20 protein-coding genes are annotated in these 25,797 nt (G+C 66.0%); 6 read left to right on the top strand and 14 right to left on the bottom strand.

Features of this window, described 5'->3' with window-relative positions; all coding sequences use genetic code 11:
* Positions 1-20: 20 nt before the first annotated feature.
* From AC3IT0_RS20885 to AC3IT0_RS20845, 9 genes are all read right to left on the bottom strand, one after another.
* The gene (locus AC3IT0_RS20885; RefSeq protein ID WP_489321555.1) at positions 21-1,421 is read right to left on the bottom strand and encodes an MFS transporter; all 1,401 of its coding nucleotides are present in this window, start codon (positions 1,419-1,421) and stop codon (positions 21-23) included.
* 70 nt (positions 1,422-1,491) lie between these two features.
* On the bottom strand, positions 1,492-3,009 hold the full coding sequence (locus tag AC3IT0_RS20880; protein ID WP_489321554.1) for an NAD-dependent succinate-semialdehyde dehydrogenase: 1,518 nt from the start codon (positions 3,007-3,009) through the stop codon (positions 1,492-1,494).
* Positions 3,010-3,067: 58 nt separating this feature from the next.
* Complete coding sequence (locus tag AC3IT0_RS20875) at positions 3,068-3,874, bottom strand: HpcH/HpaI aldolase family protein (RefSeq protein ID WP_489321553.1); 807 nt, start codon at positions 3,872-3,874, stop codon at positions 3,068-3,070.
* The gene (gene hpaH, locus AC3IT0_RS20870) at positions 3,859-4,644 is read right to left on the bottom strand and encodes a 2-oxo-hept-4-ene-1,7-dioate hydratase (RefSeq protein ID WP_489321552.1); all 786 of its coding nucleotides are present in this window, start codon (positions 4,642-4,644) and stop codon (positions 3,859-3,861) included. The genes AC3IT0_RS20875 and hpaH overlap by 16 nt, the downstream gene beginning before the upstream one ends.
* A 2-nt stretch (positions 4,645-4,646) precedes the next feature.
* Entirely contained in the window at positions 4,647-5,732 is a 1,086-nt protein-coding gene (gene hpaD / locus AC3IT0_RS20865) for a 3,4-dihydroxyphenylacetate 2,3-dioxygenase (RefSeq protein WP_489321551.1), read from the bottom strand.
* A 38-nt stretch (positions 5,733-5,770) separates the two neighbouring features.
* Complete coding sequence (gene hpaE / locus AC3IT0_RS20860; RefSeq protein ID WP_489321550.1) at positions 5,771-7,285, bottom strand: 5-carboxymethyl-2-hydroxymuconate semialdehyde dehydrogenase; 1,515 nt, start codon at positions 7,283-7,285, stop codon at positions 5,771-5,773.
* Between the two features lie 24 nt (positions 7,286-7,309).
* On the bottom strand, positions 7,310-7,984 hold the full coding sequence (locus AC3IT0_RS20855; RefSeq protein ID WP_489321549.1) for a GntR family transcriptional regulator: 675 nt from the start codon (positions 7,982-7,984) through the stop codon (positions 7,310-7,312).
* Entirely contained in the window at positions 7,977-9,464 is a 1,488-nt protein-coding gene (locus AC3IT0_RS20850) for a fumarylacetoacetate hydrolase family protein (protein WP_489321548.1), read from the bottom strand. The genes AC3IT0_RS20855 and AC3IT0_RS20850 overlap by 8 nt, the downstream gene beginning before the upstream one ends.
* 90 nt (positions 9,465-9,554) lie before the next feature.
* Entirely contained in the window at positions 9,555-10,280 is a 726-nt protein-coding gene (locus AC3IT0_RS20845) for an IclR family transcriptional regulator (RefSeq protein WP_489321547.1), read from the bottom strand.
* 186 nt (positions 10,281-10,466) lie between these two features.
* Between AC3IT0_RS20845 and AC3IT0_RS20840 the strand changes: the two genes are divergently transcribed.
* The gene (locus AC3IT0_RS20840) at positions 10,467-12,368 is read left to right on the top strand and encodes an FAD-binding monooxygenase (RefSeq protein ID WP_489321546.1); all 1,902 of its coding nucleotides are present in this window, start codon (positions 10,467-10,469) and stop codon (positions 12,366-12,368) included.
* Between the two features lie 60 nt (positions 12,369-12,428).
* Complete coding sequence (betT, locus tag AC3IT0_RS20835; RefSeq protein ID WP_489321545.1) at positions 12,429-14,708, top strand: choline BCCT transporter BetT; 2,280 nt, start codon at positions 12,429-12,431, stop codon at positions 14,706-14,708.
* A 9-nt stretch (positions 14,709-14,717) separates the two neighbouring features.
* On the opposite strand, the gene AC3IT0_RS20830 is transcribed toward betT, so the two are convergent.
* Positions 14,718-15,575: a prephenate dehydratase gene (locus AC3IT0_RS20830; RefSeq protein ID WP_489321544.1), complete on the bottom strand. Its 858-nt coding sequence runs from the start codon at positions 15,573-15,575 to the stop codon at positions 14,718-14,720.
* Between the two features lie 103 nt (positions 15,576-15,678).
* On the bottom strand, positions 15,679-17,091 hold the full coding sequence (locus AC3IT0_RS20825) for an aldehyde dehydrogenase family protein (protein WP_489321543.1): 1,413 nt from the start codon (positions 17,089-17,091) through the stop codon (positions 15,679-15,681).
* A gap of 295 nt (positions 17,092-17,386) precedes the next feature.
* Here AC3IT0_RS20825 and AC3IT0_RS20820 point away from each other — a divergent pair, with 295 nt between their 5' ends.
* Positions 17,387-18,862, top strand: coding sequence for an APC family permease (locus AC3IT0_RS20820; RefSeq protein WP_489321542.1), 1,476 nt, complete (start codon positions 17,387-17,389; stop codon positions 18,860-18,862).
* 63 nt (positions 18,863-18,925) lie between these two features.
* Here AC3IT0_RS20820 and AC3IT0_RS20815 read toward each other — a convergent pair whose 3' ends face one another.
* Complete coding sequence (locus AC3IT0_RS20815; protein ID WP_489321541.1) at positions 18,926-19,885, bottom strand: AraC-like ligand-binding domain-containing protein; 960 nt, start codon at positions 19,883-19,885, stop codon at positions 18,926-18,928.
* A 148-nt stretch (positions 19,886-20,033) separates the two neighbouring features.
* Positions 20,034-20,624 (bottom strand): TetR/AcrR family transcriptional regulator, encoded by a 591-nt coding sequence (locus tag AC3IT0_RS20810; RefSeq protein WP_489321540.1) that lies wholly within the window; start codon positions 20,622-20,624, stop codon positions 20,034-20,036.
* Between the two features lie 122 nt (positions 20,625-20,746).
* Between AC3IT0_RS20810 and AC3IT0_RS20805 the strand changes: the two genes are divergently transcribed.
* From AC3IT0_RS20805 to gdhA, 3 genes are all read left to right on the top strand, one after another.
* On the top strand, positions 20,747-22,774 hold the full coding sequence (locus tag AC3IT0_RS20805) for a primary-amine oxidase (protein ID WP_489321539.1): 2,028 nt from the start codon (positions 20,747-20,749) through the stop codon (positions 22,772-22,774).
* A gap of 21 nt (positions 22,775-22,795) precedes the next feature.
* A complete protein-coding gene (locus AC3IT0_RS20800; protein ID WP_489321538.1) occupies positions 22,796-23,230 on the top strand; it encodes a hypothetical protein in 435 nt (144 codons plus the stop codon).
* 147 nt (positions 23,231-23,377) lie between these two features.
* The gene (gene gdhA / locus AC3IT0_RS20795) at positions 23,378-24,715 is read left to right on the top strand and encodes an NADP-specific glutamate dehydrogenase (RefSeq protein WP_489321537.1); all 1,338 of its coding nucleotides are present in this window, start codon (positions 23,378-23,380) and stop codon (positions 24,713-24,715) included.
* On the opposite strand, the gene AC3IT0_RS20790 is transcribed toward gdhA, so the two are convergent.
* Entirely contained in the window at positions 24,708-25,736 is a 1,029-nt protein-coding gene (locus AC3IT0_RS20790; protein ID WP_489321536.1) for a glycoside hydrolase family protein, read from the bottom strand. The genes gdhA and AC3IT0_RS20790 overlap by 8 nt on opposite strands.
* Positions 25,737-25,797 lie beyond the last annotated feature (61 nt).

Here is a 25,797-nt window from a genome sequence, read left to right as displayed (position 1 = left end):
TCCCGCCGGCCCGGACTGGCTTAACTATTGATGCTGGCTGAGGCCTCGGTCCGGGCGGGAACCCGCTTGTCGAAGATCGTGGCGCCAACCTCCTGCTCGGCCTGGTTATCGATGCCCAGATCGATGCCCTTGCGGTCGCGGATCACCAGCACTGCGCCCGTCGAGACCAGCGCAACGATCAGCAGGTAGGCCGAGACGGACATGGTTGTTCCGGTGGCCTGGACCAATGCCGTGGCGATGGTTGGCGCAAAAGCGCCGCCGATGATCGCGCCCACGGCGTAGGAGATGGCCACCCCGGAGAACCGGATGGAGGCCGGGAACAGCTCGCTGTAGAGCGCGGCCTGCGGTCCGTAAGTGAGTCCAAGCCCGACGCTGAACAGCGCCAGGCCCAAAAGCATGGCCCAGATGTTGCCGGTGTTGATCAGCCAGAACAGCGGGAAGAGCGTGAGTATCAGGACGGCATAACCGATGAGGTAGGTCTTCTTGCGGCCCAGGCTGTCCGCCAGGTAGCCGGAGATCAGTGTGAAGACGAACCAGAGCGCGGCGGAGGCCGTGACCGCCAGGAGCACTTCGGTACGGTCCATGGCCAGCCCCTTGGGAGCAGTGGCGTAGCTGAGGATGTAGCCGCCGGTGGTCATGTAGCCGGCGGCATTGTTGCCGGCGAAAACCAGTGCCGCGAGGATCACGAGCAGCCAGTGCTTCTTGAACAGTTCAACGATCGGGACGCGGGTCTGCTGTTTCCGGTCGGCAATTTCCTCAAATACCGGGCTCTCCTCCACGCTCCTGCGGACCACAAAGCCTACGATGATCAGCACAAAGCTGAGCAGGAACGGGATACGCCAGCCCCACTCAACAAACGCCTCGCCCGGGGAGATGACCCCGGACATCAGGCTGAGGACGCCGGAGGCAAGGAGCATGCCCAGGGGGACGCCGAGCTGCGGGAATGAGCCGAACAGGCCGCGCCTGGTCTTGGGAGCGTGCTCCACGGCCATCAGGACGGCGCCGCCCCATTCGCCGCCTGCGGAGATGCCCTGCAGGATGCGCAGCAGGAGCAGCAGGACAGGAGCGGCAAGGCCAGCAGTCTCATACGTCGGCAGGACGCCGATCAACGTGGTGGCGGCCCCCATGAGGATCAGGGTGAGGACCAGCATGGCCCGGCGTCCCAGCCTGTCGCCGAAGTGCCCCGAAAGGAAGGCGCCGAGTGGCCTGAAAAGGAAGCTCAGGCCAACCGAGGCGAAGGAAATCAGCAGGGCAATGTCGTTGCCCGCGGGTTCGAAGAAGAGCTTGGCGAAGACCAGGCCGGCGGCGTTGGCATAGATGAAGAAGTCGTACCACTCGACGGTGGTTCCGATGATCGTGGCAAACGCGACGCGGCGGTTTTCCCGCGCCGAATTGCGCTGTTGATGCGACAGGGCGCTCATGGTTCTCATTTCCTGCGGGCACAACGGTGTGGTCCGCGTGTGGGGGTGTTTGTTGAGTGCGGCCTGGAAGTCAGTCCGCGTAAGGGTCGGCGAGGCCGATGTATTGGGTGGTGGTGTATTCGGCGATGCCCTCTGATCCGCCTTCGCGGCCGAGGCCTGATTGCTTCACCCCGCCGAAGGGGGCTGCGGCGTTGGAGATGACACCGGCGTTGAAGCCGACCATGCCGAATTCGATCTGCTCGGCCACGCGCAGGAGCCGGTTGAAGTCCCGGCTGTAGAGGTAGGAGGCGAGGCCGTATTCGCTGTTGTTGGCGAGACGGATGGCGTCCTCCTCGGTGGTGAAGGTGGTGACCGGGGCGACGGGGCCGAAGATTTCCTGGCCGAGGATGGAGGCGTCGTTGGGCACGTTGGCGAGGACGGTGGGCGGGTAGAAGTAGCCCGCGCCGTCCGGGAGTGTGCCGCCGGTGACGGCGGTTGCGCCGGCGTCGACGGCGGCGCTCACCAGGGCGTGCACGTCGTCGCGGGCTCCTGCGTCGATGAGCGGTCCGACCTGGGTGGCGGGGTCGGTGCCGCGGCCCGTGGTGAGGGCGCCCATGGCGGCGGCGAACTTGGCGGTGAATTCGGTGGCGATGGTTTCGTGGACGAGGAAGCGGTTGGCGGCGGTGCAGGCTTCGCCCATGTTCCGCATTTTCGCGGCCATGGCGCCATCGACGGCTTTGTCCAGGTCGGCGTCTTCGAAGACGATGAACGGGGCGTTGCCGCCGAGCTCCATGGAGGTGCGGAGCACGTTCTGCGCGGCGTCGGCCATGAGGCGTTTGCCCACGGGGGTGGAGCCGGTGAAGGAGACTTTCCGCAGGCGGGAGTCCTTCAAAAGGGGCCCCGAGATCCCCGAGGCGCTGGCGGAAGAGACCACGTTCAGGACGCCGGCGGGCAGGCCGGCGTCGAGCATGGTCTGCGCGAAGTACTGGGCGGTGAGCGGGGTGAGTTTGGCGGGTTTGAGGACCATGGTGCAGCCGGCGGCGACGGCGGGGGCGACCTTGCGGGTGGCCATCGCGAGCGGGAAGTTCCAGGGTGTGATGAGCAGGCAGGGGCCGACGGGTTTGTGCTGGACGAGGATCTTGTTTTTGCCCTCGGGGGTGGTGAGGTAGCGGCCGTAGTCACGGACGGTTTCTTCGGAGAACCAGCGCAGGAACTCGGCACCGTAGGTGACTTCGCCGCGGGCTTCGGCCACGGGTTTGCCCATCTCCAGGGTCATGAGCAGGGCGAAGTCCTCTGCCCGTTCGGTGACCAGGTCAAAGGCGCGGCGCAGGATCTCGGCCCTTTCGCGCGGTGGGGTGCGCGCCCAGGACGCCTGGACAGCATCGGCGGCGTCGAGCGCTGCGACGGCGTCCGCGCTGGTGGCGGAGGCGAGGGTGGCGAGCACCTCGCCGGTGGCGGGGTCGTGCACGTCGAACGTGCCGCCGTCGGACGCGTCCACCCACTGCCCGCCGATCAGCAGGCCGGTAGGGACCGAGGCGAGCAGCGCAGCTTCGCGCTCCGGCGAGATGACCGGCAGAAGGGCAGGGGGCAGCGCAGAAGTAACTGTCATGATGTTCCTCAAAGGTTCGGGTTTCGACAAGCTCAACCACCGGATTGGGGGTGTTTGTTTAGTAGCTGGCTTTGGTTTCGGCTGGCTCTACTACCGGGATGAACGCTGCCGCGAGGGCTTCAGAGCCGCGGGCCAGGAGGGCGACGTCGGCGCCTACGAGCACAAACGATGCCCCGGCGGACAGGTAGCTGCGGGCGGTATCGGGGTTGAAGGCGTTCACTCCCGCCGGTTTCCCGGCCGCCGTGGCTGCCTTGAGGCAGTGTTCGACGGCGGCACGCACGTCCGGGTGTTCCTGCTGTCCCAGCACGCCCATGGAGGCGGCGAGGTCCGAGGGTCCCAGGAAGATCGCGTCCACTCCGTCCACGGCCAGGATCTCCTCGACGGCTTCGACAGCAGCCGTCGATTCGATCTGGACCGTGACGCTGACGGTTTCGCCGGCCCGCGCGAGGTAGTCCGGGATCCTGTTCCAGCGCGAGGCCCGGGCCAGGGCTGAGCCCACGCCACGGACCCCGTGCGGCGGGTAGCGGGTGGCGGCGACGGCGGCCTCGGCCTCGGCCGCCGAGTTCACCATGGGGATCAGCAGGTTCTGCACGCCGAGGTCCAGGTACTGCTTGATCAGCACGGTGTCGTTGACCGGCGGCCGGACCAGGACCTGGACGGGGTAGCCGTGGACGGCCTGGAGCTGGGCGAGGATGGATTCGAGGCCGTTGGGGCTGTGTTCGGCGTCGATCAGGAGCCAGTCCAGGCCGGACCCGGCACAGAGTTCGGCGATCAGCGGGCTGCCGGAGCAGACCCACATTCCGGCCAGCGGACGGTCCGTCTCCGCTAACGCCTTCCGGAACGTGTCCTCTACTCGAAGCGGCATGTCACAACCCCCAGGGGTCCGTAGTCGGCGTGGACGGTGTCGCCCTTGTAGACCCACAGCGGGCGGGTGAAGGACCCGGCGAGGATGATGTCGCCGGCCTTCATCGAGTCCCCGTGCGCGGCGATCTTGTTCGCGAGCCAGTGCACCCCGTTGGCCGGGTGGTCCAGGACCCCGGCGGCGACGCCGGTTTCCTCGACCGTCTGGTTCTTGTACAGAATGGCCGCGACCCAGCGGAGGTCCACGGCGTCGGGCTTTACGGGGTTGCCGCCGATCACCATGGCGCCCATCGCTGCGTTGTCCGCGATGGTGTCCACGATAGTCCGGCCCTCCATTTCGATCCGGGAGTCCAGGATCTCGAGGGCCGGAACGACGTAGTCGGTGGCGTTGAGGACATCGAAGATGGTGCAGCCGGGACCCTTGAGCCCGGACTTCAACACGAACGCGAGCTCCACCTCCACCCGCGGGTGGGTGTACTGGTCCCACTGCACCGAACAGCCGGTGTCCAGCACCATGTCATCAAAAATGGCGCCGTAATCAGGCTCGGTGATGCCCGTGGCAGCCTGCATGGCCCTTGACGTGAGGCCGATCTTCCGGCCCACCAGCGTGCGCCCGGCGTCCTGGTTCCGCTGCCGCCACAACTGCTGCACGGCATAGGAGTCCTCCACGGTCATGTCCGGGTAGCGGGCCGTGAGGCGGGGGACCGGCGTGCGGGTCCGGGCGGCCGCCAGGAGTTCGTCGGCGATGGCCTCAATCGTCTTCGCGTCCAGCATGGCTACAGCTGCGCCCCGAGCTTGAAGCCCGTCCGGTCTCCTTCGGGGGCACCGTCTTTGCGGGTGTAGGAGAAGCCGTCGGCACCCACGGTGACCGCCATTTCGCTCTTTTCCTCACGCACGACGACGGGTTGCGGGTTGCCGTCGAGGTCCAGGACGAGGGAGGCCTCGGTGTACCAGGACGGGACCACGGGGTTGCCCCACCAGTCGCGGCGCTGGTTGTCGTGGACGTCCCAGGTGACCACGGGGTTGTCGGGGTCGCCGGTGTAGTAGTCCTGGGTGTAGATCTCGATGCGGTGGCCGTCCGGGTCCAGGATGTAGAGGTAGAACGCGTTGGACACGCCGTGCCGTCCGGGGCCGCGTTCGATCCGGTCACTGATGCGCAGGGCGCCCATTTTGTCGCAGATCTGGATGATGTTGTGCTTCTCGTGCGTGGCGAACGCGACGTGGTGCATGCGCGGGCCGTTGCCGCCGGTCAGGGCGGTGTCGTGCACGGTCTGCTTGCGGTGCATCCAGACCGCGTACGTGACGCCGTCGGAGTCTTGGATGTCCTCGGAGACGCGGAAGCCGAGGTCCTCGAGGTACTTGCGGCCGCGCGGCACGTCCGGGGTGACCTGGTTGAAGTGGTCCAGGCGGACCAGCTCACCGGCGCTGTAGAGGTCGTAGCGCTGGGTGAGGCGTTCCACGTGCTCCACGTCGTAGAAGAACTCGTAAGGGAAGCCCAGCGGGTCCTCGACGCGGACGGAATCGCCGATGCCCTTGGTGAAGCCTTCCTTGCGGCGCTCTACCCGGCAGCCCAGTTCCTTGTAGTAGGCCTCGGCGGCGTCCACCTCGGCGGGGGACTTCACTCGGTAGGCGAAGGCGGCGACGGCGGCGATGGGTCCCTTGCGGAGCACCAGGTTGTGGTGGATGAACTCCTCGAGGGAGCGCAGGTAGATGTTGTTCTCATCTTCCTCGGTGACGTGCAGGCCCAGGAGGTCCACGTAGAACTCGCGGGACTTGGCGAGGTCGGTGACCACGATTTCCATGTAGGCGCAGCGGACGATGTCCGGAGCCGGGACGGTGGGTGTGGGGATGAAGTTTGTCATGGTGATTCTCTCTCTGCGTTGAGGGGGTAAGCGCGCTGTTAGGCGCCGAATTTGGGGGTGTGGACGGTACCGAGGGTGATGTGCACGGCCTGCTGGTCGGTGTAGAAGTCGATGGAGCGGTAGCCGCCCTCGTGGCCCAGGCCGGAGGATTTAACACCGCCGAACGGGGTGCGGAGGTCGCGGACGTTGTGGCTGTTCAGCCACACCATGCCGGCCTCGACGTTCTGGGAGAAGTTGTGGGCGCGGGTCAGGTTCTGGGTCCAGATGTAGGCTGCGAGCCCGTACTTGGTGTTGTTTGCCAGGGCCAGCGCTTCGTCGTCGTTCTCGAACGGGGTGATGGCGACGACGGGGCCGAAGATTTCCTCCTGGAAGATCCGGGCGTCGGGGGCGACGTCGGCGAATACGGTGGGTGCGATGTAGTTCCCTTCGGGGAGGTGCTCGGGGCGGCCGCCGCCGGCGAGGAGCCGGCCTTCGGTTTTGCCGATTTCCACGTAGGAGGCCACCTTCGCGTAGTGCTCGGGGTGGACCAGGGCACCCACTTCGGTCTTGGGATCGTGAGGATCGCCCACCACGATGTTTTTGGCCCGGGCGGCGTACTTGTCGCAGAATTCGTCGTAGATGGCGCGTTCGACGAGGATGCGGGAGCCGGCGGTGCAGCGTTCCCCGTTAAGGGAGAAGACCCCGAACAGGGCGGAGTCGATCGCGGCGTCGAGGTCGGCGTCGGCGAACACCACGCAGGGTGACTTGCCGCCGAGTTCCATGGACAGGCCCTTGAGGTTGGCTGCGGCGTTGCGGAAGATCGTCTGGCCGGTGGTGGTTTCGCCGGTGAAGGAGATCAGCGGGACGTCAGGGTGCTTGACGAGGGCGTCGCCGGCTTCCTCGCCGAGGCCGTTGACCAGATTGAACACACCGTCAGGCAAGCCGGCGTCCTTGAAGATCTGCGCCCACAGCGAGGCGGAAAGCGGGGTGAACTCGGCCGGCTTGAGGACCACGGTGTTGCCGGTGGCCAGGGCCGGTGCGAGCTTCCAGGACTCCAGCATGAACGGGGTGTTCCACGGCGTGATGAGGCCGGCGACGCCGATCGGCTTGCGGTTGACGTAGTTGATCTGGGCGCCGGGGACCTTCATGGCGTCGTCGAACTGGGCCACGATCAGGTCCGCGAAGAAGCGGAAGTTCTCGGCCGCGCGGAGGGCCTGGCCCTTGGCCTGGGTGATCGGCAGGCCGGTATCGAAGGTTTCGAGTTCGGCCAGGCGGGCTTCCTGGGCCTCGACGGCGTCGGCGATCCTGTTCAGGACGCGGGCACGTTCGCGCGGCTTCATCCTCGGCCATGGTCCGCTCGTGAACGCTTCGCGGGCCGCGGCGACGGCGAGGTCGATGTCTTCTTTCTGGCCGGCCGCTGCGGTGGCGTAATTCTGGTTGGAGACCGGGTCCAGGACATCGAACGTCGCCCCGTTCACGGAATCAACGAACTGGCCGTTGATGTAGTGCTGGATGTGGGTGGGCAGGTCCTGCGGCACGTAGTGGCTGGTGGTTACCGGAGCAGTGAACGTCATTGTTGGTTCCTTACTTCTGTGGTTCTAGCGGATGGTTGTGGGGGCCTGCGCCAGGTAGGCCTCAAGGGTGGCGGCGCGGTGGTGGCGGGCGAATTTTTCAATCTCTTCCGCGCCGGCGCCGGTCTCGATGAGCCGGAGCAGTGCCTCGTGTTCGTCCACGGACGCGTGGGCGCGGCCGGGTACAAATCGGAACGTGGAGGCCCGCAGAGAAGCGAGCCGGTTCCAGCCCCGGTGCACGAGGTCCAGGATGTGCGGGTTGGGGCAATGTTCAAACAGGACGCTGTGGAAGTCCTGGTTGAGCCGGGTGAACTTGACGGGGTCGAAGTGCTGCAGGCATTCGCGCATGTCCTCGTTCACAGCGCGTGCCCGGGCAATGTCCGGCCCGCCGATCAGCGGTGCGGACAGCGCGGTGGCGGCGCCCTCCACGATGCTCAGGGTCTGCATGGTGTAGAGGTACTCGGTGGGGTCGATCCCGGAGACAGTGGCGCCGACGTTCCGTTCGAACTTCACCAGTCCTTCGGCCTCCAGCCGGCGGATGGCTTCCCGGACAGGGACCACGCTGACGCCCAGGTCCTTGGCGATGGCGGCCAGGACCAGCCGGTAGCCGGGGGAGTAGGACCCGTCCACGATGCGGGCCTTCACAGCCGTGTATGCCTGCTCGGCCTTGCTGGTGGTGGCAGCCGTTGCTGTTTTAGTCATCGGACGGGTCCTTTTCCCACTGCTCATACTTGGCGCGCCACTCGGCGTTCATCGGGAAGAGGCCGTCCACGCCGTGGCCTTCCTTGACCATCTGGAAAATGAATTCCTCTTCGCGTTCCTGGGCGATGCAGTCGTCCGCCAGTTCCGCTGCGAGTGCCGGCGGGATCACCAGGATGCCGTCGGCGTCGGCCACGATGATGTCCCCCGGCTGCACGGTGGCCCCGCCGCAAGCGATGGTGATGTCAGTGTCCCAGGGAACGTGGCGGCGGCCGAGCACGGCCGGATGCGGGTTGGCGAAGTACGTGGGCATGTCCAGTTCCGCCACGGCGGTGTAGTCCCGCACGCCGCCGTCGGTAATGATGGCCGCGGCGCCGCGCACTTGGGCGCGCAGCGCGAGGACATCGCCCAAGGTGCCTGTGCCCTTTTCGCCGCGGGCCTCCATAACCAGGACTTCGCCCTCGTTTACGGATTCGATGGCGCGTTTCTGGGCATTGAAGCCGCCGCCGTGGGTCTTGAACAGGTCCTCACGGTTGGGCACGTAGCGCAGGGTCCGGGCGAGCCCGACGACCCGCCGGTCCGCGCGGGTGGCCTGCAGTCCGTCGATGCTGACGTTGTTCAGGCCGCGCTTGCGCAGCTGGGAAGACAGCGTGGCGGTGGCGACGCTTTCGAGCTTTTTCTTCAATTCCGGCGTCAGGACGGATTCGACGGCGGCACCCGCCACCGCGCCCAGCCCGGCGGCCTCGCGCGAACCGTACGCCTCCTCGCGCTGGGTGTCATCGGTCTTGGGCAGGGCACCAAAGTCAGCGAACGCCGTCGTGCCTTCCACGACGGACGTGGACAAACGGCCGCTGCTGAAGTCACCGGCGGTGACCTCAACCTCGACGACGTCGCCGGGCTTGGCGACGGAGGCGCCGGCCGGGGTGCCGGTGAGGATGATGTCGCCCTCTTCGAGGGTGAGCAGCTGGGAGAGGTCCGCGACGAGCCGGGCGAACGGGAAGAGGAGATCCTCGGTGGTGTCGTCCTGGACCAGGTCGCCGTTGTGCCAGGTGCGGATCCGAAGGCTGGCGGGGTCCACGGTGTCAGCGGCGATCAGTCCCGGGCCGATCGGGGTGAAGCCGTCGCCACCCTTGGAGCGGACGTTGGAGCCCTTGTCCGCGTAGCGGAGGTCGTAGACGCCGAGGTCGTTGCTGGCCGTGACCCACTCGACATGGCTCCACGCGTCCTCGATGCCTACCCGGCGGGCAGGCTTGCCAATGATCAGGGCGATCTCGCCCTCATAGCCCAGCAGCTCGCAGCCGGCCGGCCGTTCCACCGTGGACGGCGCTTCCGCCGAGCCGATTGCCAGCGACGACGACGGCTTCAGGAAGTAGGAGGGCTGCTCCGGCGTGCGGCCGCGCTGGGCGGCCCGGCTGGGGTAGTTGATGTGCACCGCGATGACCTTGCGGGCCGCGGCCAGGGTGTGGTCGGTGACCTGTTCCAAGAGTTCTCCTCATCGAGTACGAAATCGTATACGATGACTATGCACCCTCGAATCGGATCCGTCAAGGACCTGTTTGTGAAGTCCTGCAGGCTAGTGGAGTTGCTCGCTGATCCGCTGCGCAGCCTCCAGGAGTGAGCTTGCAACCTGCTCGGGGGGCAGTTGGGCGCTGGGGTAAACCGCCGCGATGGCGGCGGGCTGCAGCCCCTGCCGCAGCCGCAGCGGGACGGCCACGCCCGTCACGCCCGGCAGGACCTCGTGGTGGCTGACGGCAAATCCCTGCTCGTGCACCGATGCCACTTCCGGCCGCCGCGGCCGCCCCGGAGAAATCGCATGCCACTGCGAATCATCCAGGATCGCCTGGATGGCCAACCCCGGCGCGCCGGCGTGCAAGGGATGCCGGGTGCCGGGACGCTGTGCGACGGCGGCGCTGTGCCGCGGTTCCACGCTGGTCAGCGTGGTGCAGTCCCCACGGTCCAGAACCACCAGGAAAGCAGTAATGCCAAGCCCGTTGGCGAGGGATGTCAGCTCCGGCAGCGCTGCCGTCTGCAGGTCGCGGGCAACGCCGCGGGCCAGCGTGGCCAATCCGGTTCCCAGAACCAGGCCCCCGGTGCTGTCCCGGGCGACGAGTCCGTGGTCCTCCAGGGTTCGCAGGATCCGGTAGGCGACTGAGCGATGGACGCCCAGCCGGTCCGAGACCTCGCCAATGCTGAGCGCAGCCGTTTCCTCGCTCAGGATTTCCAGCATCCTGATCCCGCGCGAGAGGGTCTGGGAATGGGCCGGTGCTGTCTTCTCGCCCGAAGGTGCTGCGCTTGCCATAGTGGTCTTCCGCTCCGTCGTTCCGTCATGCCGCCAACGAGCCTATCTGTGCCTGGGGTCACAAAAAGTTTGCGTTTGCTCTTGGCGGCACCTATAGTCAGTGCTGTAAATTCTATATTAGAACATGGTGTTCTAATATCGAACACGACACGACGGCGTCAGCCATACAACGAAGTGAGGAAGCCCGTGCATTTCCACCACCACGGCTACGTATCAGGAGACCCACGGGTCCAGCCGGTTGACGGCGTCGGCGTTAACCGCCCGGCGGACCTCCCGGACGAGGTTGACGTGCTCATCGTTGGCACCGGCCCCGCGGGCATGCTCGCCGCGGCCCAACTGTCCCAGTTCCCGGACATCACCACCCGCATTGTGGAGCGCCGGCCCGGCCGGCTCGCCATTGGCCAGGCCGACGGCATCCAGGCCCGCAGCGTGGAGACGTTCCAGGCGTTCGGCTTCGCGGAGCGGATCATCGCCGAGGCCTACCGCATCACCGAGATGGCGTTCTGGAAGCCCGACCCGGCCCAGCCCTCGAACATCGTCCGGGCAGCCCGCACCCTCGATGACCCGCACGGCATCAGCGAATTCCCGCACTTGATCGTCAATCAGGCCCGCGTGCTCGACTACTTCGCGGAGTTCATGGCCAACGCGCCAACACGCATGACACCTGATTACGGCTACGACTTCCAGGGCCTTGAAGTCACCGGTGACGGCGACTATCCGGTCACCGTGAAGCTCGTGCATACCGCAGGCCCGCACGAAGGCCAGGAACGAGTTGTTAAGGCAAACTACGTGGTGGGTGCCGACGGTGCGCGCAGCAAAGTGCGCGATGCGATCGGCTGCCACATGGCTGGCGACAAAGCCAACCACGCCTGGGGCGTCATGGACGTCCTGGCCTCCACCGACTTCCCGGACATCCGCCTCAAGTGCGCCATCCAATCGCACGACGGCGGCTCCATCCTGCTGATCCCGCGCGAGGGCGGGCACCTCTTCCGAATGTACGTGGACCTCGGTGTGGTCCCCGACGACGACAACGGCCACGTGCGCAAGACCACCATTGAGCAGATCATCGCCAAAGCCAACCAGATCATGAGCCCCTACACGCTGGACGTGCGCAACGTCGCCTGGCACAGCGTCTACGAGGTAGGCCACCGCCTCACGGACCGCTTCGACGACGTCCTGCCGGAGGACCTGGGAACCCGCACGCCGCGGGTGTTCATCACCGGCGACGCGTGCCACACGCACAGCGCCAAGGCCGGCCAGGGCATGAACGTCTCCATGCAGGACGGCTTCAACCTCGGCTGGAAGCTTGGCCACGTGCTCGAAGGCCGCAGCCCCGAGAGCCTGCTCGCCACCTACTCGGCCGAACGCCAGGTAGTTGCCAAGAACCTCATCGACTTCGACAAAGTCTGGTCCACCATGATGGCCAAGAAGCCCGAGGAATTCGAGAGCCCCTCCGAACTCGAGGACTTCTATGTCCGGACGGCAGAGTTTCCAGCGGGCTTTATGACCGAATACACGCCCTCCATGATCGTGGCCGAGGCAAAGCACCAGGGCCTCGCCGCCGGGTTCCCGATCGGAAAGCGCTTCAAGTCTGCGCCGGTGCGGCGCGTCTGCGACACCAACCCGGTCCAGCTGGGCCACCAGGCAACAGCGGACGGCCGCTGGCGCATCTACGTTTTCGCCGACCCGGCGGTGGCGGGTGCCCCGTCGCCCACCACGGACTTCGCCGGGTGGCTCGCGACCTCGCCGGACTCACCGCTGGCCGCGACGCCGTCGGGCGCTGATCTTGACGCATGGTTCGACGTGAAGGTGATCTACCAGCAGGACCACACCATCGTGGACATCGGTGCCGTGCCGGCCGTGTTCAAACCCGAGGTGGGGCCGTTCAAACTCCCGTACCTGGAGAAGGTCTACGGCACCGATCCGGACCACGACATTTTCGAGCTGCGCGGCCTTGACCGCGGCGGTGTAGTGGTGGTGGTCCGCCCGGACCAGTACGTCGCCAACGTCCTGCCATTGACCGCCACCGCGGAGCTCGCCGCCTTCTTCGAACACCTGCTGCCGGCCGCGCAGACCAAGGGGGCCTGACCGCGGAACGGGGCCCCGGACCGGGCCCCGTTCAGGCTGCGTGCACTAGCATGAGATTTCATGGCTGAAGAAGAGGACACGCGGCGTACGGCAGACGGAGCATCCCCGAAAGCGTTGATTCCACGAAGTCAGCTTGGCGGAACAGACCGCAGGCGCAGCGGCCAGGTATTCGAAAACCGCCCGCCGGTTTCGAGCCAGGAACTGAGCCGCGGACCAGCTGAACTGATCGAAGAGCGCAAGCCCAAGGTCAACTGGCGCGTCTTCATCATCGCTTCAGCCATTATCGTTGCTTTCTCGGTCTGGGCGATGCTGGTGCCCATGGGCGCGCAGGCCACCATGAAGACAGTGGTGGCCTGGATCGCGGAGAACCTCGGCTGGTTCTACGTCCTCACCGTCACCGTGGTGATCGGTTTTGTGCTGTGGGTGGCCCTGTCCAAGGAAGGCTCAGTCCGCCTGGGGCCGGACCACTCCCGGCCGCAGTACAAGCTCTTCACCTGGGTGGCCATGCTGTTCGCCGCCGGCGTCGGCATCGACATGCTTTTCTACTCGGTGACAGGACCCATCACCCAGTACATGATGCCGCCGGTGGGCGCAGGCCAGACCCCGGCCGCAGCCCAGGACGCCGTGGTGTGGACCATGTTCCACTACGGCGTGGCCGGCTGGGCCATGTATGCGCTGCTCGGCATGGCCATGGGGTACTTCGCGTACCGGTGGGGCATGCCGCTGTCCATCCGCGCGGCCCTGTATCCGCTGCTGGGCAAACGCGTCCGGGGCGGCATCGGCGATGCGATCGACATCGTCGCCCTGGTGGGCACTGTCTTCGGCGTGGCCACGTCCATGGGGATCGGCGTGGTCCTGCTGAACGTGGGCTTCGCCATCCTCTTCGGCCTGGAGCAGGGCCTGGCGCTGCAGATCGCCCTGGTGATTGTCGCCGTCGTACTCACCATCGCCGCGTGCACCTCCGGCGTTGACAAAGGAATCCGCTGGATCGCGGAGCTGAACATCTGGAGTGCCGCGGCCATGCTGCTGTATATCCTGGTGACCGGCCAGACCTCGTTCCTGCTGAACTCCCTGGTGGAGAACGTCGGCCGCTTCGTCTTCACCCTGCCTGACCGTACCCTCCAGACCTTTGCCTATGAGGACGGCGGTTCGGAGTGGATGGCCGGCTGGACCCTGTTCTTCTGGGCCTTCTGGCTGGCCTGGGGCCCGTTCGTGGGCCTGTTCCTGGCACGCATCTCGCGTGGGCGGACCCTGCGCGAGTTCGTCATCGCGGCCATCACTGCCCCGGTGCTCTGCGACTTCCTGATTGTGAGCATCTTCGGGAACAGTGCCATGCACGAGGTCCTGAACGGGAACACTGAGTTCGCCCAGCTGGCCATCGACAGCCCGGAACAGGGCTGGTATGCCCTGCTGGAGATGTTCCCGGGCGCCTCGTTCCTGATCGGGTTGGGCACGTTGTCCGGCCTGCTGTTCTATCTCACCAGCGCCAACTCCGGCGCCATGGTGATGTCCAACTTCTCCTCCTCCATCCCGGATCCGTCCCAGGACGGGGCCAAGTGGCTGCGCATCTTCTGGGCGATACTCACCGCGGTGCTGACCATCGCGATGCTGGTGGCCGGCGGCGTGACCACCATGGAGTACGCCACGCTGATCTTCGCCCTGCCGGTGACGGTCATCGCGTGGCTGGTGATGGCCTCCTTCTCCAAAGCGCTGCGGATGGAACGGGCAGAACGTGAGGGCCAGGTGCTGCGAAGGCAGGCGACGGCGGCGCATGGCGGCATGGTGCCGGAACGCACCTGGCGCCAGCGGCTGGCCGGGATGCGCTCCTACCCGTCGAAGAAGCAGGTGGCGCTGTTTATGGAACGCACGGTGCAACCAGCGCTGGCCGACGTGCTCAGGGAGTTCACCAAGCAGGGCTACCAGGCCACCCTGGACATCGTCGCGAACGAAGACACCGCCATCTCCAGCTACGCGCTGGTGGTCACCATCCCGGACCACCGCGACTTCCACTACACAGTCCAGGCAGTGGAAGCCCCGGTGCCGATGTTCGGCGGGCGGATGTCCCGCGAAACCGACGTCTACTACCGCGTGGAGGTCTTTGCGCTGACCGGCTCCGAAGGCTACGACCTGATGGGCGTGACCCACCAGCAAATCATCGACGACGTCCTGGACCGCTACGAGGCCCACCTGGGCTTCCTGACCTACTCGAGCCAGCACGACTACGCTTCGGTGCTCACGCCGCCGATGCCGCCCGCCACCGGGTCCATCACCCAGGTAAAGCCTGCGGCCGGAACGCCGGCGGAAGACGGCGACAGCGCGGGCCGGCCAGCCAGGGAGTGACGCCGGCGCTCAGCTGCTGAGCGCCCGGGCGGTCCGATGGTCGGCGGCGGGGTAGACGCCCAGGATGCGCACTTCGGTGGTGAAGAAATCCAGCTCCTCGAGGGCCAGCCGCAGCGGCAGGTCCTCGGGGTGGCCCTCCACATCCACCATGAACATGGTGGCGGCAAACTCGTCACCCACCATGTAGCTCTCCAGCCGGGTCATGTTCACGCCGTTCGTGGCGAACCCGCCCAGCGCCTTGAACAGCGCCGAAGGGACGTTCCTGACGCGGAACACAAAGCTGGTCACCGCCGGTCCGGGCAGGTCTTCCCGGGTGGGCAATTCCTTTTCCCGCGCCAGGACCACAAAACGGGTGGTGTTAGACGGGTCGTCCTCGACCCGCGACGCCAGCACCTCGAGGCCGTAGATCTCGGCCGCGAGCGGGGGAGCGAGGGACAGCTTGGTGGGATCGTTCCACTCCCGGACCTCCCGGGCGGATCCGGCGGTGTCCCCGGCAATGACTGGACGCAGCCCGGCCTCCCGGATCAGGCGGCGGCACTGGCCCAGGGCGTGGATGTGGCTGTGGACCTCGGTAGCCCCTTCGATGGTGCTGCCCGGGATTCCCAGCAGGTCGAAGTGGATGGGCAGGAAGAACTCGCCCACGATCTGCAGGTGCGACTGGGGGAGCAGGATGTGGATGTCCGCCACCCGGCCGGCGATCGAGTTCTCGATCGGAATCATCGCCAGTTCGGCTTCACCGCTGGAGACCAGCTCAAAGGCGTCCTCGAAGCTGGCGCAGGGAACACTTTCCAGCTGGGGGAACATCTGCATGCACGCGATATTGGAGTTGGCGCCGGGCTCACCCTGGTACGCAATTTTCTGGGCCATGGTCCGTATGGTTTCACGCCCGGCGCCCAGGCGCCCAACTGAGTAGCGCGGACTGTCGTTCTGTGGGTTCAAATCGACAGTCCGCGCTGCTCCGTTTCGGGATTTAGCCGTTGATGACCTGGGGGACGCCGAGGGCCTTTAGGCCTTCGACGCCGAATTCCAGGCCGTAGCCGGACTGCTTGGCCCCGCCGAAGGGGACGCGCGGGTCCACGGCGCCGTGTTTGTTGATCCAGACGCTGCCGGCCTCCAGGCGGGCGGCGACCTTGCGGGCGGCCGGAAGGTCGGCAGACCAGACAGAGGCGCCGAGGCCGACGTCGAGCCCGTTGGCCTTCTCCACTGCTTCATCGACAGTGCTGTAGCGGATGATGGGCAGGACAGGGCCGAACTGTTCCTCGGACACGAGCGGGTTGTCGTTGGCGATGTCCGCTACCAGGGTGGTGGGGTAGAAGAAGCCGGGCTGGCCGGCGTCGGGGTTGCCGCCGAGCAGGATCCGGGCGCCGGACTCGCGGGCTGCTTCCACGAGCCCGGCCACGATGTTGTACTGGGCCTTGTTCTGCAGCGGGCCGAGGACGTTGTTCTCGTCCAGCCCCACGCCCATGGGCATGGCGGCGGCAACGGCGGTGAGTTCCTCGCAGACGGCGTCGTAGATGTCGGTGTGGACGTAGAGGCGTTTGAGGGCCGCACACGTCTGGCCGGTGTTGATGAAGGCGCCCCAGAACAGGTCCTGGGCGATGGCTTTGGGGTCCGCGTCGGGCAGGACGATGCCGGCGTCGTTGCCGCCGAGTTCCAGGGTGAGCCGCTTGACGGTGCCGGCGGAGGATTTGATGATGGCCTTGCCCGTGGCGGTGGAGCCGGTGAACATGATCTTGCCGATCGCAGGGTGCTCGGCGAGGCGGGCGCCGACGTCGCGGCCGCCGGACACCACCGTGAGGAGGCCTTCGGGGAGCTCCTCGTTGAGGACCTTGACCAGCGCCAGGACGGACAGCGGCGTGTATTCGGAGGGCTTGACCACCACGGCGTTGCCCATCCGCAGGGCTGGGGCGATCTGCCAGATGGTGATCATCATGGGCCAGTTCCAGGGGCCGATGGCACCCACGACGCCGATGGGCCGGTAGTGCAGTTCGGCATACGTTTCGCCGTCGTCCACCAGGGTCTCTGCTTCCAGGGGCGTGGTGGCGGCGGCGCGGAGCCAGGCGGCGCACGCGCCGACCTCGAAGCGGGCGTTCGGGCCGTTCAGGGGTTTGCCCTGCTCGCGGGAGAGCAGGTGGGCGAGTTCTTCGGCGGAGCGTTCGACGGCGTCGGCCGCCTTGAGCAGCGCGGCGCCCCGGGCGTCGTGACCCAGGGCAGCCCACGCCGGCTGCGCTGCCTGGGCACCGGCGATGGCGCGCTCGAGGTCCTCAACGGTGTGGACGGGGGCTGTACCGACGGGGGTGCCGGTGGCGGGGTCAAGCATGGTCCGGGTGTCCTGTCCGGGGGCTGCGGTGATCGAGGCCAGCATGGCGTCGTAGGTTTCCATGGGTTACTCCACTTCGAGTAGGCAATGCCCGCCGGCCGGCGTGGCCTGGGGCTATGCCTAGAGTCTGCCCGCCGCACGGTGAAGCGGTCTTGTGTATCCGCGAACGGTCTTTGACCTGGCGCGAACGGTTGCACCGGGAGCGCCGCTTGGCGCACCGCACTGCGCTCAGGAACAACAACTGATCACTCCAGGACAAGGCGCAGCCCGTGCCCGCTGCCATGCTGGGTTTCATAGTGCCGGTCCCTTTGCGCGGCACCCCTTACACCAAGAGCTCATGACCGTTAAGAAGGATCCAATGAGTATTTCGAATTCCGAGTCCCGGACCACCGAGGCCGCTCCCCGCACGGAGCACTCCACCGCCCTCCGCGCCGGCAGCATCGGCGTGATGGGCATCCTGTTCTTTGTCCTGTCCGCCCAGGCGCCCCTGACGGGGATCGTCGGGGCATCCCCGCTCGCGGCAGCGCTCGGCAATGGTGCCGGCGCCCCGGGGGCCTACCTGGTGGTGGGCATCGTCATCGTCATCTTCGCTGTCGGGTTTGTGGCCATGAGCCGGAAAATCCAGGCAAACGGCGCATTTTACGCCTACGTCACCGCCGCCTTCGGGCGCAAGGTCGGCGCCGGTGCGGCCTGGCTGGCCCTGCTGGCCTACAGCACCGTGCAGGCCGCGATGTACGGACTCTACGGCGCAGCCTTTTCCGGCCTGCTGGCCTCCGTGGGCGCGACGGTTCCGTGGTGGCTGCTGGCACTGGTCACCATGGCCGGCGTCCAGGTTCTGGGTTCCCTCAACATCGAACTCGGCGCCAAAGTACTGGCGCTCCTCGTGGGCCTGGAAGTCGCCGTCCTGCTGATGTTTGGCTTCACCGTCCTCTTCCGCGGCGGCGGGTCCGAAGGGCTGAGCGTTGCGGCGTCGTTCTCGCCGGAGGCCATCGCCAGCGGCGCCCCCGGTGTGGCCATCATGTTTGCGGTAGCCTCCATGTTCGGCTTTGAATCCACGGCGATTTACTCCGCCGAGGCCAAGGACGCGCACCGCACGGTTGCCCGTGCCACGTACCTGTCCGTCGGCGTCATTGCCGTGTTTTTCTCCTTCATCTCCTGGATGCTGGTCAGCTACTACGGACCCTCCCAGGTGATTGGCGCGGCCGGCGCAGCCTTGGAATCCGGAGACTCCACTTCCTTCGTGCTGGCTCCCATGGTGGAACTGTTCGGGCCATGGGCCGGGATCGCCACGGGGATCCTGCTGGTTACGTCCCTGCTTGCCGGCATCATTGCCTTCCACAACGGCATCAACCGCTACCTCCACTCACTGGCGCTGCGCGGTTCCCTGCCCGCCATCGTGGCCCGGACCAACCGGCACCGCGCACCAGCTGTGGCGGCCTGGATCCAGACCGCCACCGCCGTCGTCCTGGTGGTCCCCTTCGCCATCCTGGCCCTGGACCCGGTCCTGACGCTGTTCTCGTGGTTCAGCGGGCTGGCCGTCGCGGCACTCCTGGTGCTGTACATCATGTGTTCAGTGGCCGTCGTCGGGTTCTTCCGCCGTGAACGGACGGCCGGACAGCCGTGGCAGACTCTCATTGCGCCGGCGCTCGCCTCCGTGCTGCTGGCGTGGGTCCTGTCCCTGGTGGTCAGCAACTTCACGTCGCTGATCGGCGGAAGTGCCGAAACGGCCACCGCCCTGCTCGTCTCAGTTCCGGTGGTGTTCGCAGCCGGCCTGCTGGTGGAAGCGCAGGTTGAACGGCGGCACAAGGCCGCGGACCTCGGGCCCGCCGGCTAGCAGCCAAGCATGTGGCCCGGCACGGAGTTCCGTGCCGGGCCACAGCTGTAGACCTGCTTGTCGTTAGCTGTTGCGTCGCCATTCGCTCGGTGAAACGCCGAATGCGTCGCGGAAGGTACGGCTGAAGTGTGCCGCATCCAGGAAGCCCCAGTGTGCGGCGACGGCGCCCACGGACTTGCCTGCGTGCAGTGGATCCCGGAGGTCGCGCCGGGCACCGTCAAGCCGCTGGCTCCTGATCCAACTGGCCACGGTGGTCCCTGACTCGTGGAAGACGTTGTGCAGGTGCCGGGTGGAGATGAAGTGCGCAGCCGCAATGCTGGCCGGCGACAGCTCCGGATCGGACAGGTTGGCCTCGATGTATTCTCGTACGGACGTCGCCAGCAGCATCTGGGGCTTCATCCGGTCCGGGGCGATGTCCATTTCGGCATGCAGCATGGTGGACACCAGGTCCAGTGCGTTCATGGCGAGCCGGGAGCCGCTTGGTCCGCTGAGCACGTCCAGGTTCTCGGACAACTGCCGGATGAACTGCCCCACGATCCCGCTGAGGCCGGTGCTGCCGGCCATCCGTACGGCGGCCAACTGGCCCACATAGTCGGTGGGCAGCGAGAGGGCGTCGCACGGGAACATCACCACCATCATCCGGGCCTGTTCCTCGAAGGCGAGGGTGTAGGGCCGGTTGGTGTCATAGATCGCCAGATCGCCGGGCAGCAGGAGGGCTTCGCGGTTGTCCTGGATCAGGAGTCCGGTGCCTTCCAGTTGGAGGTTGAGCTTGAAGTAGCGTTCGCTGGCCTGGGCGATGAGGGCGGGGGTGCGGTGGACTTCGTGCGACGCCGCGCTGACTTCGACGACGGACATGCGGTCCAGCACCCTCGACCTCAAAGAGCCGCGGAAGCCGTCCACGTCCGACGTCTGCGCAGCGAGCGGCACAAAGGACTCCGCCACGAGGTGCTTCCAGTGGTCGAAAGTGGACGCAACGCTGGACATGACGTTTTGGCTGACGGGCCGGGCTGTAGCTGCTGGCATGGATGTTCCTGACGACGGATGGCCATCTGACCTTGATTCCCCCAGGGGTGTGTCCTGCGACACAGTCCTTACAGATTAACGCCGGATGAAGTCTTTTTTCAACGTTTGGCGAAAAAAGACTTTTGTCATTGCGGACGGCGCACTCGGATTACCGGGTCAGCAGGGCAAGGAAACCCTCGAGCTGCTCCTCCAGGCCGGGGCCCGGATGTCCGGCAGGGGCCAGGGCGGCGGCGATTTGAGCTCCCAGCAGCATGTTGAGCAATTGGCTGGCCAGCGCGGCGTCGTCGACGGCGGCGCTGACGTCTCCGCTGTCCCGCGCCTCTGCGAGGTAGCGCCTCATGGTGGTCAGCCACTCGTCCATGGACTGCTGGTGGAGTGCCGCCTTCTGGGGGTCGTTGATGGCCTTTTGCCAGAACGGGATGACGATCCGCGCTTCGTTGATGCGTTCTTCATCGAGCGGGAGGACCTCCATGCTGAAGGCCCGCAGTGCCGGCAGTCCCGTTTTGCCTTCCGTGACCTTGGCGATGCGCTGGTTGGTCCGGTTGAAGACGTGGCCGAAGGCGAACTCCAGCAGGGTGTCCTTGGTGGGAAAGTAGGGCTTGAGCGCCCCGTTGGCGAAGCCTGCCTCCAGTGCGATTTCGCGCATCGTGGCGCCCTCGAGGCCGTTGCGGGCGATGATCCGCCAGGTGGCATCCACCAGTTCCAGGCGCCGTTCGTCATGGTCAACTATTTTTGGCACCGCGGCCACTCCCCGGAAATATTTTTGCTCAAGCCCTTGTGAGCCATCTTACGGACGCTTATTCTCTACAACTATAGAAAATAAAAATCCCGACCCGAAACGGTCCCGGACAAAGGTCATCCATGACGCTTGCACCAGTTGACTCCGCAGCCCCGTACCGCCTGGCCTCAGGCGAGGAAATTTCCCAGGTCCAGGCCATCCTGCGCGCCGCCGGGCACCTGGGGCCGCAGAAGCGCATCGCCTACCTGGGGCTGCTGGACCCCGCACGGGGGAGCGCCGCCGCCGGGAATTCCGACGGCGGTGCTCCCGCCGCACCTGCCGCCGGGGACCGGCGCTTCCGCATCTTCATCCACGACGTCTCCGGCGCTGCGCCCACCGACGCGGTGGTCTCGGTGACGCACCAGGAGGTGGTGTTCGCCGTCGAACTCGACACCGCGGTGACCGGCGAACTCCCGGTCCTGGAGGAGGAGTTTGAGGTGGTCGAGTCGCTGCTGGCTACGGACGAACGCTGGCTCAAGGCACTGGCGGAGCGCGGCCTTGACGTCGCCAACGTCCGCGTTGCGCCGCTGTCCGCCGGCGTCTTCGAATACCCCGAGGAAAAGGGCCGCCGTATTCTGCGCGGCCTGGCATTCGTGCAGGAATTCCCGGAGGACAGCGCCTGGGCCCATCCCGTGGACGGCCTCGTGGCCTATGTGGATGTGGTCAGCAAGGAAGTCACCCAGGTCCTGGACCTCAAGGTCATGCCGGTTCCCACGGAGCACGGCAACTACACCGATCCGGAGCTTACCGGGCCGCTCCGCACCACGCAGAAGCCCATCAGCATCACCCAGCCGGAGGGACCCAGTTTCACGGTCACCGGCGGCAACCATGTGGAGTGGGAGAAGTGGAGCCTCGACATCGGCTTCGACGTCCGCGAGGGCGTTGTGCTCCACAACATCGCCTTCCAGGACGGTGACCGCATCCGGCCCATCATTAACCGGGCCTCCATCGCTGAAATGGTGGTTCCCTACGGCGACCCGTCGCCCATCCGGTCCTGGCAGAACTACTTCGATACCGGTGAATACCTGGTGGGCCAGTACGCCAACTCCTTGGAACTGGGCTGCGACTGCCTTGGCGACATCACCTATTTGAGCCCGGTCATCAGCGACTCCTTCGGGAACCCCCGCGAGATCCGCAACGGCATCTGCATGCACGAGGAGGACTGGGGCATCCTGTCAAAGCACAGTGACCTCTGGACCGGCATCAATTACACCCGCCGCAACCGCCGCCTGGTGATTTCCTTCTTCACCACCATCGGCAACTACGACTACGGCTTCTACTGGTACCTCTACCTGGACGGCACCATCGAATTCGAAGCCAAAGCCACCGGCGTCGTCTTCACCAGCGCGTTCCCCGAGGGCGGCTCGGACAACATCTCCCAGCTCGCGCCGGGTCTTGGCGCGCCGTTCCACCAGCACCTCTTCAGTGCCCGCCTGGACATGGCCATTGACGGCTTCACCAACCGCGTCGAAGAAGAAGACGTGGTCCGCCAGGCCATGGGCGAAGGCAATGAGCGCGGCAACGCCTTCTCCCGCAAGCGCACCGTGCTTGCCCGCGAGTCCGAAGGCGTCCGTGAGGCCGATGCACGCAGTGGCCGGACCTGGATCATCTCCAACCCCGAGTCGCGCAACCGGCTGGGCGAACCAGTGGGCTACAAGCTCCACTCCCAAAACCAGCCCACCCTGCTCGCGGACCCTGCGTCATCCATCGCGCGGCGTGCCGCTTTTGCCACCAAGGACCTGTGGGTCACCCGTTACGCCGACGGTGAGCAATACCCCACCGGCGACTTCGTGAACCAGCACTCCGGCGGCGCGGGGCTCCCGGCCTATGTTGCCCAGGACCGTGACATCGACGGCCAGGACATCGTGGTCTGGCACACGTTCGGACTCACGCACTTCCCGCGGGTGGAGGACTGGCCCATCATGCCGGTGGACACCGTGGGCTTCAAGCTCCGCCCGGAGGGCTTCTTCGACCGCAGCCCGGTCCTGGATGTGCCGGCCAACTCCACGGGCACGGCAGCGTGCCACAGCGCAGCCGGCACCGTGGGCGATGCTGACGGCGGTGCTCACGGCGACGCCCACAGCGAGCCGGCTGCCGGCCACTGCCACTAGAGCGCAATCCGGATCACCAAAATGACAACAATCGCCGGGCGGGTCCGCTCAGCCGGGCCCGTCCTGCACCCGCGAATCTGTGCAGCCCTCACGGCGGTCTCCTGCCTCGTTCACCTGTGGTTTGCGGCCTCGGGACATCACGACGCCTGGCTTGGAATCCTCATGATTGCCTTGGCCACCGTCTGCGTCCCCTGCACGGTTCACATCTGGCGCCACAGCCGCGTCGGAGCACTCCACCAGGTCACGGCTGCGGCGCTGGCCATGGTGGTCCTTCATGCCGTATTGCTGCTGGGAGCGGGCGGCTCCGGACACGCCCATGGCGGCCGACCGACGTCGAACGTTGTTGATACCTCCGGCGCCGCCGGACTGTTGCTGGTCATCGGCCTCGAAATCACGACGGCGTTCGTCTCGGCAACGCTTGTTGCGCGGCTACGGCGCGCCCGGTCGACCCTCTGAACGAGAGAGTGAGTGAGGGGGCGGGTTATGCGGTGCTGATCGTGCGTGGTTAGTGGCAGACCCTATTGCGACCGACGCAGAAAGTTCAGTAAGAGCAATCGTTGATACCATGTTGTGTTGAATATTCAATGAATTTGAGGAGACGGCGTGGACGCTCGGCTTGAGGCCATCCGGAATACGGTACTGGCGCGGAACCCTGGTGAAGCTGAATTCCACCAGGCAGTGACCGAGGTTTTTGAGAGCCTTGGTCCCGTCCACGACCGGCACCCCGAGCTGATCGAAGCGGCCATCCTGGAGCGGCTCTGCGAGCCCGAACGCCAGATCATCTTCCGCGTTCCGTGGACCGACGACTCCGGCCGCGTGCAGATCAACCGTGGGTTCCGGGTTGAATTCAACTCCGCCCTCGGCCCGTACAAAGGCGGCCTGCGCTTCCACCCCTCTGTCTACTTGGGCATTGTGAAGTTCCTGGGCTTCGAGCAGATCTTCAAGAACGCCCTCACCGGCATGCCTATCGGCGGCGGCAAGGGCGGCTCGGACTTCGATCCCCGTGGCCGCAGCGATGCCGAAGTGATGCGGTTCTGCCAGTCGTTCATGACCGAGCTGTATCGCCACATCGGCGAGTACACCGACGTGCCGGCCGGGGATATCGGCGTCGGCGGCCGCGAAATCGGCTACCTCTTCGGGCAGTACAAGCGCATCACCAACCGCTACGAATCCGGCGTCCTCACCGGCAAGGGCATGTCCTGGGGCGGCTCGCTGGTGCGGCCGGAAGCCACCGGCTACGGCACTGTCATCTTCACCCAGGAGATGCTGAAAACCCGTGGATCGTCCTTCGACGGGCAGCGCGTGGTGGTGTCAGGTTCCGGCAACGTGGCCATCAACGCCATTGCCAAAGCGCAGGCGCTCGGTGCCAGCGTGGTGGCCTGCTCCGATTCCTCCGGCTACATCGTGGATGAGGCGGGAATCGACGTCGCGCTCCTCCGCGAGGTCAAGGAAGTTGAACGCGGACGCCTCAAGGATTACGCTCTCCGCCGTCCCGGCGTTTCCTATGTTGAAGCCGGATCGGTGTGGGATGTCGACGCAACGGTGGCGCTCCCGTGCGCCACGCAGAACGAGCTCGACGGCGATGCTGCCGCTCGCTTGGTCCGCAACGGCTTGGTCGCCATCGGCGAAGGTGCGAACATGCCCTCCACCCGCGACGCTGTCTCGGTGTTCCAGGATGCTGGCGTGCTGTTCGGGCCGGGCAAGGCCGCGAACGCAGGCGGCGTGGCGACGTCGGCGCTTGAGATGCAGCAGAACGCCAGCCGCGATTCCTGGTCTTTCGAGCACACTGAACAGCGGCTCACGGAGATCATGGTGGGGATCCACCACCGCTGCGCGTCAACCGCGGACGAGTACGGCGACCCGGGCAACTACGTGCTCGGTGCCAACATCGGCGGCTTCGTCAAGGTAGCTGACGCCATGCTGGCGCAGGGTCTCATCTGACGGCATGCCGGCAGAGCAGGGTGCCGTCCTGCACTTCCAGCACTGCGGCCCGGACGTGGCTGAGGCGGGTCTTGGGGTCCGCTGTCATGCCGTCGATATCCGCGCCGTTCCAGTGCGGATGGGTGAAATACACGATGAGTGCCCGCTCCTTACCGTCTGCCGTGGCCTCCAGCGGCACCACGTCCGCGTGCCGTCCTACTACCGGGCCGCCGTCGGCCGTTTCAGGTGCCGTCAGGATGAGCCCCTCAGAATATTCCTGCCGCGTCCAGTCGCCTGAGGCGTCCTCGGACCGGTAGATCGCCTGGCCACGCCATTCGTCCACGATCATCCAGAACTGGCCGCCGAGCTTGAAGACTTTGGGTCCTTCGTGCGGACGCCCGCCGATGGTCAGGCCTTCAAGAACCCACGACGACGGATCGGCCGGGGTCCTGCTTGCCGCGCTGTAGGTGTTGGATCCCCGGGATTCATCCTTGTACCAGAGCCGATGCAGACCGTCTCCGCAGAGGGCCACTGCCGCGTCGATGACCCGCGGAGAATCCAGGTCGATGGCACCGAGGAATTCCCAGGTGACCAAGTCCGCGCTGGCGAACTGGACGATGGCGGCGTTGCCTGTCCAATCGGTCCGCACGCCTGCGAGGACCGTCAGGTACATGATCCATTGGTCACCGATTCGGACGACGTCGGGCGCCCAGAGTGTGGCGGGAAGTTCAGTTCCTGGCGGGACCAGTCCGTCCAGCGTGCCCTGATATTGCCAGTTGAGGCCGCCATCGGACGAGCGGGCCACCCCGATTGCCGTGCCGTGCACCCACTCGACACCCGTCAGGCCGGTTTCCGTTGCCCGGCGTTGAGTGTAGTAGAGCACCCAGTCGCCGGTCAGATGGTCGGATACCAGAATGGGGTCTGTGGGGCCGTCCCAGACGGGATCCTGATAGGGAGATTTGAAGGCGTCACAGCTGAGTGGCGCGACGCTGTGTGCTGCAGTTGCACGGGAAAAACGGGAAGCGGCGGCTTCGGTGTGCACGGGGAATCTCCAGGTGGATGGGCAGTCAGAATTCCGTACAGCATATGCGGGAAAGTGCTTT

Source organism: Pseudarthrobacter sp. KH_020_B (assembly GCF_057840185.1).
This window is presented reverse-complemented; position numbering and strand designations above follow the sequence as displayed.